The sequence below is a fragment of the Marinobacterium sp. xm-d-564 genome (genome assembly GCF_013283345.1).
Lineage (GTDB): Bacteria > Pseudomonadota > Gammaproteobacteria > Pseudomonadales > Balneatricaceae > Marinobacterium_E.
Genome location: NZ_WBYO01000001.1, coordinates 51699 through 68457, shown reverse-complemented (window position 1 = coordinate 68457; position 16759 = coordinate 51699). Strand labels below are relative to the sequence as shown.

Sequence of the window (16759 nt, the reverse complement as noted above, 5' to 3'; positions counted from 1 at the left end):
GGCTGTAAGGTAGTGTCATTTTCTGACGCAAACCTTAACTACCAAGAAGCTCTTTTACCCAGCCTGCACGGCGTTCGCGAGTTAAAATCTCATTACGAAGACGCAACATCATCGCTAGCCCAAACACTAAGTAGAGAGCGATCACCATCACCAGAAGTGGCATCCACATCTCAGCGGGCATGGCCGGTTTCTCTGTGATTTTAAAAGTGGCTGGCTGATGCAGTGTGTTCCACCACTCCACCGAGTATTTAATGATCGGAATGTTAACCAGACCCACTAACGCCAATACCGCCGTCGACTTAGCGGCTGTGGTTTCACTCTCAATAGCCGAGTTGAGCGCCATCACCCCCAAGTAGAGGAATAGAAGCACTAACATTGAGGTTAAACGCGCATCCCAAACCCACCAAGAGCCCCAGGTAGGCTTACCCCAAATAGCACCGGTTGCCAGAGCTAACACAGCGAGCGCAGCTCCCAGTGGCGCCACAGATTTGGCCACCATATCGGCCACTTTCATCTTCCAGATCAGGCCAATTGCACCGGCAATCGCCATCAACATATAGAAGCTCTGCGCCAGAATCGCCGTCGGTACATGCAGATAGATGATGCGGAAGCTATTGCCCTGCTGATAATCCGATGGCGCAAACGCTAGCCCCCACACCAGACCAATAACAAACAAAAGACCACCAATGGCCGCAAACCATGGAATCAATTTACCGGTGATCGAGTAACACCAACGAGGTGATGCCAACTGATAGAACCAACGAGGTAACCAACTACTAGCCATAACTTTTATCCACTCACTGAAATTCGTAATGCCGCACCGGCTGCAATAGGCGCCAATGCTAATGCCAATGCCAACATAGCCCCCAACAGCGCCAAATAACCATCTAGGGGCAAACCTGTTACTGCTGCTTGTACGGCGCTAGAGCCAAAAATGAGCACCGGAATATACAAGGGCAAAACCAACAGAGAGATCAACACGCCACCACGACGCAGACCCACCGTCAGTGCCGCACCGATCGCACCAATCAGTGACAGCGTTGGAGTGCCCAACAACAGACTGAGCATCAAACCGGGCATCCCCTCCGAAGGCAAGAACAACATCACACCCAACAAAGGTGCCACTAGGGTTAGCGCCAAACCTGATAGCAACCAGTGAGCCAACACTTTGGATAGCACCACTAAAAAGACTGGCTGGGGTGATAGCAGTAACTGCTCTAACGAGCCATCTTCGTAATCCGATTTAAACAGGGTCTCCATCGACAACAGTGTAGCCAACAGAGCCGCCACCCAGACCAGACCGGGGGCTAGCTGAGAGAGGAAATTCGGCTCAGGGCTAACTCCGATGGGAAAGAGTGACGCGACAATTAAAAAGAAGATCAGCGGATTCACCAGTTCGCTTTTGCGACGAAACGCGAGCGTAAGATCACGCTTAAAAGTCTGCTTAAACAGCTGTAGAGTGGAACTCATTATGACCACTCCCGTTGAGACGAGGCGAAGTGTTCAACATTGATGGTATGCAGAGGAATCTCTGCACTAAGATCCTGGTGCGTAGTCATAATGACACTGCCACCCGCTTGAATGTGCTCAACCATTAACGCCTCTTTCGCTGCCACACCAATTTTATCGATTGCTGTAAACGGCTCATCGAGTATCCAGAGTTTCGCTCTGCTCATATAGAGTTTTGCCAGTGCGATACGACGCTTCTGACCGGCGGAAAGCTGATGCGCAGGAACATCTTCAAACCCTTTCAAACCCACACTCTCTAGTGCTTGTTGCGCTCGACTAGCGTCCAAAGAGGGGTGTAATGCACACTGCCAATGCAGATTCTCCTCTGCCGTCAACATGGCACTGACACCGGCTTGGTGACCTATGTATAGTAGTTCTGATAGGAATTGTTCACGCACCTCATCCATTGGCTCACCGCGCCAATAGAGCTCACCTTCATAATGGGAGCTGAGACCACACAAAATACTCAGCAGCGTCGTTTTACCGGAGCCATTGCGTCCTTCAACCTGCCAGATTTCACCTTCGGAGACAGTCAGCTGTAGATGATCGAACAGAATACGATCATCACGCTCACAAAATAGGGATTGGGCTGTTAAAAGCGCCTGCGCCACAAAGACTCCAAAAGGTTAGCAAATTACAATTCGCGAAATTATAACCTTACTACCATCTGTAGTCAGGTAGAGATAGCAGTTAAAGCGGAGTATCGCCGTGCTTGAGACGGACATACATCAACGCTACGGAGATTGCGTCACCTAACGCCGTATGACGTTGAATCATAGGCATATTCAGTTTGTCAGCAATAGTGTCGAACCGCAGGTCGACATCACCCCCAACGTGACGCCACTTAATGATGTCGTGATAGACGTGCGACAGCTCGATCGCCTTATTAGGAAGACCAAAGCCAAACGCAGGACGCAAGAACTTATCGAGCATGCGAATATCGTAGTTGACGTAGTAGCCGAGGATGGGGCGATTACCGACAAACTCCAACACCTGCTCCAGCGCCTCCTCAATGGAGACACCGTCGGCCAGATCGGCTGCGCGGATTTTATGGATTTTGATCGATTCAGCCGTCAAATCAGCCGGTGGTTTCAATTTAATATCAAGACGATCACTGGTCTTTACGCGCTTACCTTTGATTTTGACGGCGCCAATCGACAGTATTGATGCCTCGCTGACATCAAGACTGGTTGTCTCACAATCTAACGAGACAACCTCATCACCCTCATACTGATCAAAAAGAGAGACCCAACGCGGATCTTTAACCGCACGTTTGTCTTTAAATTTGCGTATAGCACGAGGCAATATCATGTTTAACCAATATCCTTTTGGTTCAGAAGCACTATTCAGCTTAGCTCGACAGATGGAATCGGGACGTTAGTGATTTCTTAAAGCTTTTCACGACTAACAGAGCATCCCTTAACAACTCTCTATCCATTTTATTCAATTGTTGCAACTCAATGATATTAGGCGTTGGGTCAATACCATCCTCTGCCTGCTCTGCACGACGGATCTGCTGACGCAGACGAATGTTCACAAACAGACCTAGTGCTTCTGAGATATCTTTAGAGACACTCTCTTGCATTACCCCTGCATCGACCAGGGCCTCTAAACGCTCAAAGGTATTGGTAGCAAGGATTCTCTGCTCAAGCGCGAAGGTTCTTACGCCATGAACAATAGGAAAAATTCAGCCCTTCTTGATATCCAACTCTCCACGCTCTTTTAAATTGCCAAAGAAGGTTAACGGTGTATCAAACTCAACCGCCGCTTTAGCAAAATGCGAGAAGAACAGATCATTGTTACGCATAGTACGCAGGAACCAGTTTCGAGCCACTTTAAACAGTGCTACGTTACCCGCGACCGGCTTGGCATCCACCGCTATCGCCAGTCGCATCTGGTCCTCGGGATCGCTGCTCATCGACCAGTCCTGCAGTTTCTGGGTCCAGTCATCGACTGAATTGATCCACTCAGGGTTAGAGACCATGATATTGCCGGGACAAGGCGGGAAGCCAAACGAAATTAACGTCTCACTAAAGCGCTGCATGGTCTGTCGCTTTTCAGCCCAGTTAAGGCCATTACGAAAGATCAACGCGTTGTCTTGATCCGTCTTCATGATCTGCTCACCGCGACCTTCAGACCCCATGACAATCAAGCAGACGTGAGGCTGCATATCGGCCGGCACCACCAGATCAAACAGCTTAGCGATGATCCGTTTATTCATCGCCGCAAGAAGATCCATAGTAAAACGAATACGAACACCGGTAGAGATCAGCGCTTTGATGAGGTTGTTCAACCCTGTTGCTGCCTCTCTGAGATCCTCTATCGTACTGGCGCGTTCAAGACGCAGACCAATCACATGCGAGTGACTAGAGAAGTAGGAGAGCACATCTGTCAGTTGCACCACGCCAACCAGGGTATCGCCCTCCATGACAACCACACGCTCGATCTGTTGCTGCGTCATAATGACCAAAGCGTTAAAAAGGAAGTCATCCGGCTTACAAGTGATCAATCGATAGGTCGCGATGGTCGCAACATCTTCATCAACCGACCCATCATTCAGTACGATGGCATTTAGGATATCGGTACCAGTCACCATACCAATTCGACTACCACGACGAACTAAGACTGAATCAGACTTAGTCTCGCGCATCAACTGAGTCGACTCTTTAATGCTAGTCCCTTCATTAACGATCAGAGGGTCACGAACCACCGCCTCTTCTATCGTCGCCAGCATAAACTCAGCCATATCTTGGCCTTCGCCCTGCTGCGCGACGATCTCTGATTTCGCGGCTAGATTTTGTTGGAAGTAGTCGGCAAAACCGGGATTCGAGTCGATCAGCTCAAGCAGAATATCGGTCGAGAATATATGACAGATTGTCTCCTCTTCGGCTGTGAAGTTATGAATGGCAGAACCATGCATCGCTGACCAACCACCAAAGTAGTCCTCATTCTCATAGTGCATAAAGACGTGCAGCATCTCATCATCTTCATCCTGAGGCTCACTCTCTGCAACGCGTCCACGAAAGACCACATAGACACCTTCTGACTGTTCACCCGCTTTGATGATCACTTCACCAGACTGGTAGTAGCCGATATCAAGATTGGAGCGCAAGAACTCCTGTTCGGACTCAGTCAGCAGGCTAAAAGGGAGATTCCCCATCTTAAAAGAATCAGGCATTGGACCCTCACTTCGGTCGTCGAATAATCAATTGAGTATTGCGCGTTTTAGAAAAAATTGCAGGAACTCAAATCAACTTTTTCTGAAAAGCATCACGGTTTCAGTTTCACTAAATTCGTTCCTACAAAGTTACGTTGTAGGAGTGAATTGGAGCGCTGCGACAAACCCCGACATCTAAACAAAGCCACCATCGGCAATTAAAAAAGGCGCCCCGAAGGACGCCTTTCTCATTGTCAGCTAGCTCTTAGTGAGACTGAGCTGCGCCCGCACCACGTGGGATACGGATGTCTTCAACGATCTGCTGGATTTCAGCAGGTGGCTCAGCTGTCATAGAAGAGACAACTTTAGCCACAACGAAGTTCAGGATCATACCCACAGTACCGAAGCCCTCTGGAGAGATACCGAACCACATTTCGTCTTTAGTGCCGCCCATGAACTTGAAGTACACGATGTAAGCCATAGTCGATACGATACCAACGACCATACCAGCGACTGCACCTTGAGTGTTCATGCGCTTGCTGAAGATACCCATTAGGATCGCAGGGAATACAGAACATGCTGCTAGACCGAATGCCAATGCAACTACCTGTGCTACGAAGCCTGGAGGGTTAACACCGAAGTAACCGGCTACAAGAATCGCAACGACTGCCGCACCACGTGCGTATAGAAGCTCCTGCTTGTCGGTGATGTTCGGATTGATGGTTTTCTTCATCAAGTCGTGCGAGATCGATGTCGAGATTACCAACAGTAGACCCGCTGCTGTTGATAGTGCCGCTGCCACCGCACCTGCTGCCACTAGAGCGATTACCCAAGCTGGAAGCTGAGCGATCTCTGGGTTAGCAAGTACCATGATGTCACGGTTAACTGTTAGCTCGTTTGCATCTGTTTTGCTGTAGAAAACAACGCCATCGTTGTTTTTGTCTTCCCACTTGATAAGACCAGTGTTTTCCCAACGAGCGAACCACTCAGGGATGTCTTCGTATTTAACACCCGTGTTAGCAACGCCAGAAGCCGCAGTTTCAGCAGTACCGTTTACAGTCTGGATTAGGTTTACGCGACCGAAGCCCGCAACACCTGGTACAGATGTGTAAAGGATAGCGATGAAGATAAGCGCCCAACCCGCTGAGATACGCGCATCTTTTACGCGAGGTACAGTGAAGAAGCGAACGATTACGTGAGGAAGACCTGCAGTACCACACATTAGTGCAGCCGTCATGAAGAATAGGTCAACCGTAGTTTTAGAACCTGCAGTGTACTGAGCAAAACCTAGCTCAACAGACAATGCATCCAGAGTCGCAAGTACTGACTGACCGCTCTCCAGAGTTGCACCTAGTGCAGTCTGTGGAAGGAAGTGACCAGTTACCTGAACTGATAGGAAGATCGCAGGAACCATGAATGCAAGAATCAATACACAGTACTGAGCAACCTGAGTGTAAGTAATACCCTTCATACCGCCTAGTACAGCGTAGAAGAATACGATCGCCATACCGATGATTACACCAGTATTGATGTCTACGTGTAGGTAACGTGAGAATACGATACCAACGCCGCGCATCTGGCCAGCTACGTATGTGAACGAGATGATGATGGTACAGATAACCGCAATCGTACGAGCAGTGTTGCTGTAGTAACGATCACCGATGAAGTCAGGCACTGTGAACTTACCAAACTTACGTAGGTAAGGTGCAAGTAGCATCGCTAGTAGTACGTAACCACCTGTCCAACCCATTAGGTAGGCAGAAGCATCACGACCGATGAACGATACGATACCCGCTAGTGAGATGAACGATGCAGCTGACATCCAGTCCGCAGCAGTTGCCATACCGTTTGCAACTGGTGGTACACCACCGCCTGCAACGTAGAACTCTTTAGTTGATCCGGCACGTGCCCAGATCGCAATACCAATGTAAAGGGCGAAAGAGCCACCTACAAATAGAAACGTTAACGCGTCAAGACTCATGATTTACTCCTTACTCGTGAACGTCGTATTTTTCGTCAAGTTTGTTCATGCTAGACACGTAAGCCCAGATCAACGCGACGAATACAAAGATTGAACCCTGTTGAGCAAACCAGAATCCTAGCGGGAAGCCGAAGAATTGGATTTGATCAAGAGCGTCGACGAATAGCACACCGCATCCAAACGATACGACGAACCAGATCGCCATGTAGGTGATAATAATGCGAAGGTTCTCACCCCAGTATGCCTGCGCATTTTCTTTGGTCATTGACATAACCTATCCCTTTACAAGTTGTTGTTATAAACAAAAAGGCTGTGATTACCACAGTTGTAGACATCATACCTAAGCCATCTCCCTAAAAGGAGAGCAACTTTAGTCGCACAGACTTAAGTAAGTGGCTGATTTTAATGATTTTTCAAACTTTTAGATATACCTTTATAACCAAAATTACATCAAAAACACTGTTTTTAAGCATTAAACTGAAACTTTTGGTCGAAACGGCACAAATCGTTAGAATGCAGGCAACTGTTGTTAGGAATCACACCATGCTATCAGGTCTATCCGTCACCCTCATCGCTTTAGGCTACCTTGGCCTACTCTTTGCGATCGCTTACTTGGGCGATCGAAGTCGTGCCGGGAAGAGCTGGGCGGGCAACCCGATCATCTATTCTCTCTCCTTAGCGGTTTACTGTTCATCTTGGACCTTCTATGGTGCCGTCGGACGAGCTCATACCACTGGTTGGGAGTTTTTGGCGACCTATATAGGGCCGGTCATTGTCTTCATTTTGGGCTGGCAGGTCATCGAAAAGATCAGTCGTGTCAGTAAACAGCAGAACATTACTACTATCTCCGACTTTATCTCGTCACGTTACGGAAAAAGTCAAACCATCGCCGTTCTGGTTACAGTCATAGCGGTGTTGGGAACCATTCCCTACATCGCACTTCAGCTAAAAGCGGTTGCAGTGAGTTACAACGCGATTGCGCCTGCTGCGACCGAGGCACTGAGCAAAGGTAGTGATACCGCCCTTGTAGTAGCACTAACAATGGCCCTATTCGCGATTCTGTTTGGTACTCGCCATATCGATGCCACTGAGCACCATCAGGGTTTGGTATTAGCCGTTGCGTTTGAGTCGGTCATCAAATTGACCGCCTTCCTTGCGGTCGGTTTCTTTGTCACCTTTGAATTCTATGGTGGTGTAGAGCAGACCGTTGCCAGCGTTCAATCGCAACTGCACTCGATAAACTTTTCAGGTTCACTGTTTGCGGGGAGTTTCTTAACTGAAATTCTGTTGGCCTGTGGGGCGATCATCTGTCTACCACGCCAGTTCCACGTGACCATTGTCGAGAACATCAAACACAACAACCTTAGAATCGCCCGCTGGCTCTTCCCCACTTACCTATTCCTGCTAGCGCTATTTGTTCTGCCCATCGCGTCGGCCGGTGCTATCTCACTGCCAACCTTCGCGCTTAACCCGGACTCTTGGGTACTGACCTTACCGTTAAGCCAGGGCTATCCTGGACTGGCAACCTTTGCCTTTATCGGTGGCCTATCAGCGGCGACCAGTATGGTTATCGTGGCCTCTATTACTCTGGCTACCATGGTCTGTAACGACATAGTCATTCCTATTCTGCTGCGCATTCCGAGTCTTCGCATTGCAGAGAGCAAAGATCTTGGCCGACTACTGTTAAGTGTGCGCCGTATCACCATCTTCATGCTTCTGTTGATGGGCTACTTCTACTACCGAATTTTGGGGGACCAGGGTTCCCTCGCCTCCTTTGGTCTACTCGCCTTTGTCGCAGCGATTCAATTCTTACCCAGTATCATCGGTGCGTTGTACTGGAAAGAGGGCAACCGAAGCGGTGCCATTGCTGGCTTAGTAAGCGGCTTTGCACTCTGGTGCTATACGCTAGTCTACCCTGTATTCGAAGTCGCCAATTTAGTTCCTGATACACTGATACGTGACGGTGTCATTCCAACTTGGTTACAACCAACCTCCCTATTTGGAATTCAAGGAATTAACCCACTGACTCATGGTGTCATCTGGTCTCTGGGCATTAACATTCTGGCCTACTACCTAGTATCCAACCTAACGCGCGCCCGCTTGGTGGATCGTATTCAGGCCAGTGCATATGTCGATAGCCGACGCGATGAAACAACAGAGCCAGGCCGTCAGACGACACCCGTCACCATCAGCGACCTGCAGATGCTTGCCGAGCGTTTCTTGGGCATTCGCCGCACACAAGAGGCGATGAACGAGTATTGGAGCAGTCGCGATGAAGAGCCATTGCCAGCGGGTGTCAAAGCGGATAACGAACTGATTCAATACATCGAACGCTTACTGGCCGGTGTGATCGGTGTGTCTTCAGCTCGAATCGTCATGGACTCGACACTGCGCGGTAAAGATATGCAGATTGGCGATGTCGTTGCGATTGTTGATGAGGCATCACAGGCACTGCGTTTCAACAAATCGCTGCTACAGTCGACCATTGAGAACGTCTCTCTGGGCATCAGCGTAGTCGATCAGAAGTATCGTCTGGTTGCATGGAACCAAAAGTTCATCGACATGTTCGACTACCCAGAAGAGCTAATTAGCGTCGGCCGCCCCATCGAGGAGATTATCCGTTTCAACGCGGTTCATGGTGAGTATGGATTCTCTGGAAACTCCATCGATGAACAGGTTGAACAGCGCATGCAGCTGCTGCGTTCTGGCAAACCGCACGGGTTTGAACGTTATCGCCCGAACGGCCAAGTGTTAGAGGTACGCGGTAACCCGATGCCCGATGGCGGTTACGTCAACACCTACATGGATATTACCGAGCACAAGCGTGTCGAAGACGCACTGCGTGAGAGTGAGCAGAACATCCGCGTCTATACCGACAACGTGCCGGTCATGATCAGCTATCTCGATCCGGAGCAGAACTACCTATTCGTCAACAAAGCGTTTGCTGATGGCGTTGGCATTAACCGACATACCATTGCCGGCACACCTAGTCATACCATCATGCCTAAAGATCAGTATGAGTTGCGCCAGCCGTTCGTGAGACGTGTATTGCAGGGTGAACGTGTCAAATTTGAAGCTCGCTTACCGACCCAAGACGATTCACTGCGCTTTGCTGAGTTAACGATGATTCCGCACATTGGCGAGTACGGGGACATCTTGGGTTACTTCACACTTTACCAAGATATCACAGAGCGCCGTAATGCCGAGATCGCTCTGCAAGAGACTAATGAAAACCTTGAGAAACGTGTTGAAGAGCGCACCCAAGCGGTATCCCTAATTAACAAAGAGCTGCGCAAAGAGAACACCGTCCGTGCGCTAATGGAAGATGAACTACGCCAGGCCAAATCGGATGCTGAAGCGGCCAACTTAGGTAAAACACGATTCTTGGCTGCGGCCAGCCACGACCTGCTGCAACCACTGAATGCGGCTCGTCTCTTCACATCGGCGCTGGCTCAACAGAGTCACCAGAACGAGACCGCACAGTTGGTTGATAACTTGGATGGTGCTCTGCGATCAGCGGAAGAGCTCATTACTGCCATACTGGACATCTCCAAGCTGGATGCCGGTGCGCTAGAGCCCAACATGACTCACTTCTCTGTCCAAAACGTCTTCTCGAACCTGGATACTGAATTCACCGCGATGGCGGAGAAGAAAGGGCTGAAATTCAAGAGTATCGACTGCAAAGCGGTGGTGCATTCAGATCAAACACTACTGCGTCGTATTCTGCAGAACTTCATCTCAAATGCGATCCGCTACACCAACTCGGGCCGAGTACTGCTGGGTGTTCGCCACCACAGCAAGTTTATCCGCATTGAAGTATGGGATACCGGTGTCGGCATTGCAGAGGATAAGATCTCTGAAGTCTTTGAAGAGTTTCGTCGCATCGACAACCCACGCCACTCAGAGGTACAGGGTCTCGGATTAGGCTTGGCGATTACAGAACGTATCGCCAAGATGCTGAAGCATAAGCTGAATGTTCGATCCTGGCCGACCAAAGGCACGGTCTTCAGTGTTGATGTTCCGCTGGGCGACCCTGCACTTGCTGTGAAGCAGAAACCACAACAGCGTGGCTGGATCCGCTCGAAAGGCCTAAACGGCGTCAACATATTGGTGATCGATAACGAACCGAAGATCCTAGAGGGGATGACCGCGCTACTTACAGGATGGAGCTGTGAAGTACGAACCGCCCTCTCCATTCAAGCGGCTGTTGAAACCTGTAGCGATGGTTCATTCAGACCGGACATCATGCTGGTCGATTACCACCTTGGCGAGACCGATACCGGCATCATGGCATTGAAAGAGCTAGCTGAACTGGGACTCGGCGACGTGCCGGCCATCATCATCACCGCCGACCGAACCGACGAGGTTAAAGCTGAAATAACCGAGCATGGCGCAATACTGCTGAACAAACCTGTCAAACCCGCCGCCCTTCGCCAGCTGATCAGTAAGAACGTCGCGAAGTAGCTGTTGGAGCGGTCTTAAACTTGTTGTTGGAGCGGTCTTAAAAAGGCCGCGATTTTTTGACGGCTGTGTCTGGCCTTCAGACTGACACCACTTTCTTTTAAACCCCAGCCTTCCACCCAGACGTTATCGGATAACGTCGATCACGCCCGAAACCACGCTGTGTAATACGCGTACCGATCGGTGCTTGGCGACGTTTGTACTCGTTAATATCGATCAGACGAATCACACGCAGTACATCGGCTTCGTTGTACCCCTCAGCAATAATCATCTCTGCGCTGTAATCATGCTCGACGTACATCTCGATGATCGCATCCAACTGATCGTAATCTGGCAAGCTGTCTTGGTCTGTTTGATCTGGACGAAGTTCAGCCGAGGGTGGACGAGTGATGACACGCTCTGGGATGACCGGGCTGATCGTATTGCGGTAACGCGATAGCTCATAGACCAGAGTTTTCGGAATATCTTTAAGGACACAGAAACCACCCGCCATATCACCGTACAAGGTCGAATAACCAACGGCCGTTTCCGATTTATTGCTGGTCGTCAGAACGAGGTAGCCTTTCTTGTTGGAAATCGCCATTAACAAGACACCCCGACAGCGTGCTTGCAGGTTCTCTTCCGTTGCATCGACCTCTGTGCCAGCAAATTCGCCCGCCAACTCCTGCATGAATGCTTCATACATCGGTTCAATCGAGATCACTGAGTGGCGAATGCCTAGAGCCTCTGCTTCCAGTGCAGCATCTTCGACACTGATAGAGGAGGTGTACTTAAACGGCATCATGACACACTCAACGCGATCCGGACCCAAGGCATCCACAGCAACTGCAGCCGTTAATGCCGAATCGATACCGCCAGATAGGCCAAACACTACCCCCTTAAAGCCGTTCTTGTTAACGTAATCACGCACACCCATTACAAGCGTTTGGTAGACCATACTATAGTGATCAGCTTCGGGCGTTGAAGGCTGTAGCGGCTCAACAGCACCCGATTCAAGATCGATAGATACCTTGTAGATACCCTCTTCATGATGAGGCGCCATGTAGGCTAGCTGCCCCTTGGCATCCACGACCTGCGAACCACCATCAAAGACCAACTCATCCTGCGCACCCACTTGGTTTACATAGACAATCGGGGCATTTGCAGTGGTTGCACGATCTTGTAACGCCTCGGTACGCTCATTGGTTTTACCCATGTGATAGGGCGATGCATTAGGCACAAGAATCGCTTTAACACCGGCCTCGGCCTGGCGTTGAGTCGGCTCTTTCTCCCAAATATCAGCACAGATTTGCAACCCTAAGGTGTGACCCTTGTACTCAAAGACACCGTCATTGGTATGCGGTTCAAAGTAGCGATCTTCATCAAAAACACGGTAGTTAGGCAGATGCTGCTTGGCATACTCGATCAACACCTCACCATCCTCAATGATAGCCGCCATGTTGCGTAACTCGCCCTCTTTCTCAGCTGGATAGCCCACCAACAAAGCAATGCCCCGGACCTCAGCTTTCAGGCGTTCAAGGGCCTCATCAACCCGACGCTTAAGACTTGGACGCAGCAGCAGATCCTCTGGCGGATAACCGGTAATCGACAGCTCAGAAAAGACGATAATATCCGTATCACCTTGAGACGCTGCATCCATGGCAGCATCGATCATCTTTTGTGTATTACCCGGAATATCACCGACAAGAAAATTGATTTGAGCGAGCGCGACGACAAGTTGTTGAGACATAAAGCGATCTGAAATCTTCAAATTAAATAGATTGACAAAGTATACGCACATCCCCCGTAGGAGGGAATTTGAGCAAAGCGAAAAAGCCCGAAAATTCATTCATGGCGACTGGCTTCAGCCTATCACCACCCCAATAAAAAGCACCCTGTTGGAGCTTTCTCAAAGAGGAAGCGATCAGGTGACTGGTTTTAACCTGTCATCCGCACCATGGAAAAACACACCCTGTAGGAGGCCACCCAAAGGGACGCCGACCGCTTTTAATCATCCGCAGATGTTTGGCAGAAACTTGGCAAATACTCACTCGGAATCAACGACTCATCCGAATCATCGCTAATACAGCGCCAAGTCGTTGGAAAATCTGGATTCTCCGCTCGCAGCACAAACCGCCGCCCTTCCAGCTCTTCGATATTGGCAATTGATACCCGAATTTCGCCGGTGGAATGACTCCACCAGGCATTTTTCACATAAGCAGAGTTATCTCCGAAATGATCATTACTGACTCCTAATTCATCAAATACCTCAGTCCAATGAAATTCAGAGAGACCAGAAGTACCTCCATTAGCAATCGCATAATTAACTAGCGCCAACTTGATGGGCTCAGTCGCTGCCAGAGCATCCATCAACTTGGCACGCACCGTGAATTGGGTATAAGCAGGCAGTGCAATTGAAGAGAGAATAGCGATGATCACGACCGTAATCATCAATTCGATAAGGGTGTAGCCACCCATCCTTGGGTTAGGCTTCGTTTTCATAAACATCCTTGTTTTATATTAAATCTAATTATTTGTAGTCGATAGGGTTATTGAGTCACTACAACTGATGCCATTACTAGAATTTGTAACAGTCAATGTAAATGACTTTTCTGCATCTTTTGGAGCCAGAACAGTCGCCTGCGTCTCCGTAACGGAAGAAACCCCTTGAACAAGCCCCGTGTATGCTATCGAAGTAGCCCCAACTGCTGCATTTGTTATTGTATATTGGATATCAAAAGTTTTATTTTTCGTGACTGTCGAAGTAGGGCTAGTTATATCAACCGTACAAAAATTACCTTCTGACGCACAATTGTTCGAAATGTAAATTGATGAGCCTGATTGACTACCACTCACATTACTAAACCTTTCAACACCACCCGATGGAGAGCATATCTCATAGGCAGGGTTAGTAGAGGTTAAGAGCTCATTTAGCTCGTGACGAATCTCACCCGTCCACGCACCAGAAGTATAAACATCACACTGGTATTGATCGCTTGTATTGATACATATTGGTGTTGTACCCGATTGCAATTCATCACAACTTCCATCAGCCAAAACATAACATGAAGTAATTAAGCCACTAGGAAATTGGCTAGTAACTGAATTAATGGCTTCAAAATCTGACAACCCAGAGGCTAGAGCAGCTGAAGCCCCACCGATTACAGATCCAGAGATACTTATCCTGGAAGCCGATACGGAAGACTCACCGATAGATATCATTTGATCAGGGCAATTAGTTGAGCCGTCTATATCCAAACAAACAAAATCTCCCTTGTTTCCAATCAAGTTACTAAAAGCCGCTCCGCTTACATTTGCAAAAAGACTATTATAGTCTGTAGTACTGACAGCTAAAGACGATGCAGTAGATGCACTTTCAGTGCTTTCTGCAATAACAAAATCATGCCCTCCAACCCTATAAGGAATAGTTGATCCGTACCCATAAATATCGCCAGCCTCAAGACCTCTTGATACTAAAACTAAATTACCATCAGCATCTAATAACGCACCACCGTCACCAAAAGCAATAGCATATCCACGATAAAGTCTTTGATTATTAAGAGCCCAAATAGGTTCTCTATCATATATGGTTGATGCATCGCATTCAGAAGCACTATAACCCGCACTTCCGTCATCACAATTAGGGTCACCGACAACAACAGGTGACGTACTTTCACCTATAAAAACCGGAATATTTCCATACCACCCACCGCCAAAGAAACATGTATATTCAACAAAAGATCCATTTACTGATGACACCAGCGGACCTTTCGGACAAACGCCCGTATCTGACGGTTTAATGACCAGGCTCATGTCGCTAGGCAGCACACCCGATGAGTTTAGGGCATAAACTACGCCGCGAACTTCGGCAAAACCTGCTGAGTCAGTAGTTACTAGCAGCTCTTTATAAGATGTCGTGCCATCATCATTGAGCACTGAACCTAATAAGCGAATTTCGTTAGAACCCGCGGCTTGGGACACAATCACATCTTGTAGAGATAATCCCGCTGGCAAAACACCCCCAGGAGCATCGTCACCATATTCAGCATTACCAGTGGGAGGTCTAATATTCGATCCTATACCACTCAAATCAACATCAGATATAGAACCGTTTATTACAGTTGAATCGAACACATCAGAAGCCACAATCGTTGCCAGACTAACCTTGTTTTCCGATTCGCAATCAGGCTGTCCCCATGAAACATTCACAGTGCCTTGTAAAGAGCCAGTAGCATTACTAACCAACTCTCCATCAATATAGAAAGTATCAGTATCGCTATGGTAAATTTCACAGCCTTCGGACGACGGCCATGCCCAAGACGAAGATCCAATTGATGCCAGTTCAACCTGACCAGCAAACTGCCTTAATTTATCTAATCTAGATTGAGCTATACGAATCGCTTCAGACTTAGACTTAGTGTCTGTCGATTCTGAAAGAAGAGATGATGAAAAAAGTGCTATCCCAAGCAGGCCTACAGTTGAAACAACAAGCGCTATTATCGCTTCAATTAAAATGAAGCCTTTGACCGACATGTTAAATTGCGACATTACCAATCTCTCCAACTTCCCGATAAAACAGCAGCCGTTTCACTATCCCCTAGGTTACCGGTGTAGCTGGAATCAAATTCAATATTAATGCCTCCGTTACCCATATCTACTTTGCCATACACTATGAGCGAACCTTTAAATTTTGGCTCCTCAAACGAGCCGCCATTACCATTGAATTTATCAACATTACCAGTAACAAAAACTAAACCGGTTATGTCTGGCGGGTTACCAGCCGACCAATCATCATCAATAATTATTATTCTCTGTCCACCAAGAACTGTACTACTTGGTATGCTCACACCTGTGGTACCGACTCCACTTGTATTGCGCAAACAAACAACACTACCTGCTTTTTCAATCGCTTCTTGAAAGTCGGAATACCCATTAAAGGTACTGGAATCATTCTGATCTATAAAATTGTCTTCGCCTCCACAGAAACTCACCGCATCCTGCCCAAGAAACGCATCTTGAAAACCTTCTTTGCTGAGAGTGCTCAATGCTGGGTCGTTTTCTATTAAATCACTTCCTCTAACATTCTTATTAGATGACTCAATAAATGTATCAGCAACAGTTGGATGGGGTACATAAGAACTCCAACTGCCACCTCCTGAGGTATCAATATCAACACTACCTCCAGTCCAAACTGTAAAATTACCTCTATTGTTTTTAACTGTGAAATTACCCGACATAGTTGTCCCCCCAGCAGCGACAATTGGTACTTTAGGAGGATCAAGCTTTTGAAACGTAATAATTGAACGAACAGTCCTTTCAACTGTCATATCATCACTAAAACCTGTAGCAATAAGAATTAGATTTTCCCCATCTCGCTGCCCCCAATATTCCCAAGTAGCCCCTAAAGAACTGACAGCACCAGATACTTTAGCTGTAACAAGAGGTAAAGAGTTCAAAGTTCTATAAGCTATAACACCCTCTGAAAAACCAGACTGCGCTGCCTCAAACGCAGCAATTGCACGCTGCTCACTAGCAACAACCTGCTTCTCACTAACCACGGATGAAGAGACCGTAAAGACCGCAAGCGTTGTAATTATCAGCAGCACAACAACCGCAACAAGTGTGGCTATGCCCTGCTCTCTCTTATAATTTCCTAAGCCGCTAGAAATCAT

Annotated in this window: 13 protein-coding genes; 1 reads left to right on the top strand and 12 read right to left on the bottom strand. The window is 48.1% G+C overall.

Features of this window, described 5'->3' with window-relative positions; genetic code table 11:
- Positions 1–34 precede the first annotated feature (34 nt).
- From ccmC to XMD564_RS00365, 8 genes are all read right to left on the bottom strand, one after another.
- Positions 35–784, bottom strand: a complete 750-nt coding sequence (gene ccmC / locus XMD564_RS00395) for a heme ABC transporter permease CcmC (protein WP_173480385.1) — start codon at positions 782–784, stop codon at positions 35–37.
- 5 nt (positions 785–789) lie between these two features.
- A complete protein-coding gene (ccmB, locus tag XMD564_RS00390; RefSeq protein ID WP_173480384.1) occupies positions 790–1470 on the bottom strand; it encodes a heme exporter protein CcmB in 681 nt (226 codons plus the stop codon).
- Positions 1470–2120 (bottom strand): cytochrome c biogenesis heme-transporting ATPase CcmA, encoded by a 651-nt coding sequence (gene ccmA, locus XMD564_RS00385; RefSeq protein WP_173482868.1) that lies wholly within the window; start codon positions 2118–2120, stop codon positions 1470–1472. Before ccmA ends, ccmB begins: the two co-directional genes overlap by 1 nt.
- A 79-nt stretch (positions 2121–2199) precedes the next feature.
- Positions 2200–2820, bottom strand: a complete 621-nt coding sequence (locus XMD564_RS00380; RefSeq protein ID WP_173480382.1) for a 3'-5' exonuclease — start codon at positions 2818–2820, stop codon at positions 2200–2202.
- Positions 2821–2860: 40 nt separating this feature from the next.
- On the bottom strand, positions 2861–3187 hold the full coding sequence (locus tag XMD564_RS11360) for a putative nucleotidyltransferase substrate binding domain-containing protein (protein WP_371740240.1): 327 nt from the start codon (positions 3185–3187) through the stop codon (positions 2861–2863).
- 9 nt (positions 3188–3196) lie between these two features.
- Positions 3197–4687: a DUF294 nucleotidyltransferase-like domain-containing protein gene (locus XMD564_RS00375; protein ID WP_254445553.1), complete on the bottom strand. Its 1491-nt coding sequence runs from the start codon at positions 4685–4687 to the stop codon at positions 3197–3199.
- 244 nt (positions 4688–4931) lie between these two features.
- The gene (locus XMD564_RS00370) at positions 4932–6647 is read right to left on the bottom strand and encodes a sodium:solute symporter family protein (protein ID WP_173482870.1); all 1716 of its coding nucleotides are present in this window, start codon (positions 6645–6647) and stop codon (positions 4932–4934) included.
- Between the two features lie 10 nt (positions 6648–6657).
- Positions 6658–6912: a DUF4212 domain-containing protein gene (locus XMD564_RS00365; RefSeq protein WP_173482871.1), complete on the bottom strand. Its 255-nt coding sequence runs from the start codon at positions 6910–6912 to the stop codon at positions 6658–6660.
- Between the two features lie 278 nt (positions 6913–7190).
- On the opposite strand from XMD564_RS00365, the gene XMD564_RS00360 reads away from it, so the two are divergent.
- Entirely contained in the window at positions 7191–11111 is a 3921-nt protein-coding gene (locus tag XMD564_RS00360) for a NahK/ErcS family hybrid sensor histidine kinase/response regulator (RefSeq protein ID WP_173507620.1), read from the top strand.
- Between the two features lie 97 nt (positions 11112–11208).
- Here the strand turns inward: XMD564_RS00360 and XMD564_RS00355 are convergent, their stop codons facing one another.
- The 4 genes from XMD564_RS00355 to XMD564_RS00340 form a co-directional block, all read right to left on the bottom strand.
- Positions 11209–12837, bottom strand: a complete 1629-nt coding sequence (locus tag XMD564_RS00355) for an NAD+ synthase (protein WP_173507619.1) — start codon at positions 12835–12837, stop codon at positions 11209–11211.
- Positions 12838–13094: 257 nt separating this feature from the next.
- Positions 13095–13589 carry a prepilin-type N-terminal cleavage/methylation domain-containing protein gene (locus XMD564_RS00350; RefSeq protein WP_173507618.1) on the bottom strand — a complete coding sequence of 165 codons (495 nt, stop codon included), beginning with the start codon at positions 13587–13589 and terminating at the stop codon, positions 13095–13097.
- 24 nt (positions 13590–13613) lie between these two features.
- Positions 13614–15635 carry a hypothetical protein gene (locus XMD564_RS00345; RefSeq protein ID WP_173507617.1) on the bottom strand — a complete coding sequence of 674 codons (2022 nt, stop codon included), beginning with the start codon at positions 15633–15635 and terminating at the stop codon, positions 13614–13616.
- The gene (locus XMD564_RS00340; protein WP_173507616.1) at positions 15635–16759 is read right to left on the bottom strand and encodes a hypothetical protein; all 1125 of its coding nucleotides are present in this window, start codon (positions 16757–16759) and stop codon (positions 15635–15637) included. Before XMD564_RS00340 ends, XMD564_RS00345 begins: the two co-directional genes overlap by 1 nt.

Bases quoted from the DNA above. Each gene is read 5' to 3' on its own strand.
- ccmC (WP_173480385.1), bottom strand. From the start codon at position 784: ATGGCTAGTAGTTGGTTACCTCGTTGGTTCTATCAGTTGGCATCACCT.
- ccmB (WP_173480384.1), bottom strand. From the start codon at position 1,470: ATGAGTTCCACTCTACAGCTGTTTAAGCAGACTTTTAAGCGTGATCTT.
- XMD564_RS00380 (WP_173480382.1), bottom strand. From the start codon at position 2,820: ATGATATTGCCTCGTGCTATACGCAAATTTAAAGACAAACGTGCGGTT.
- XMD564_RS00375 (WP_254445553.1), bottom strand. From the start codon at position 4,687: ATGCCTGATTCTTTTAAGATGGGGAATCTCCCTTTTAGCCTGCTGACT.
- XMD564_RS00370 (WP_173482870.1), bottom strand. From the start codon at position 6,647: ATGAGTCTTGACGCGTTAACGTTTCTATTTGTAGGTGGCTCTTTCGCC.
- XMD564_RS00365 (WP_173482871.1), bottom strand. From the start codon at position 6,912: ATGACCAAAGAAAATGCGCAGGCATACTGGGGTGAGAACCTTCGCATT.
- XMD564_RS00360 (WP_173507620.1), top strand. From the start codon at position 7,191: ATGCTATCAGGTCTATCCGTCACCCTCATCGCTTTAGGCTACCTTGGC.
- XMD564_RS00355 (WP_173507619.1), bottom strand. From the start codon at position 12,837: ATGTCTCAACAACTTGTCGTCGCGCTCGCTCAAATCAATTTTCTTGTC.
- XMD564_RS00350 (WP_173507618.1), bottom strand. From the start codon at position 13,589: ATGAAAACGAAGCCTAACCCAAGGATGGGTGGCTACACCCTTATCGAA.
- XMD564_RS00345 (WP_173507617.1), bottom strand. From the start codon at position 15,635: ATGTCGCAATTTAACATGTCGGTCAAAGGCTTCATTTTAATTGAAGCG.
- XMD564_RS00340 (WP_173507616.1), bottom strand. From the start codon at position 16,759: ATGATTTCTAGCGGCTTAGGAAATTATAAGAGAGAGCAGGGCATAGCC.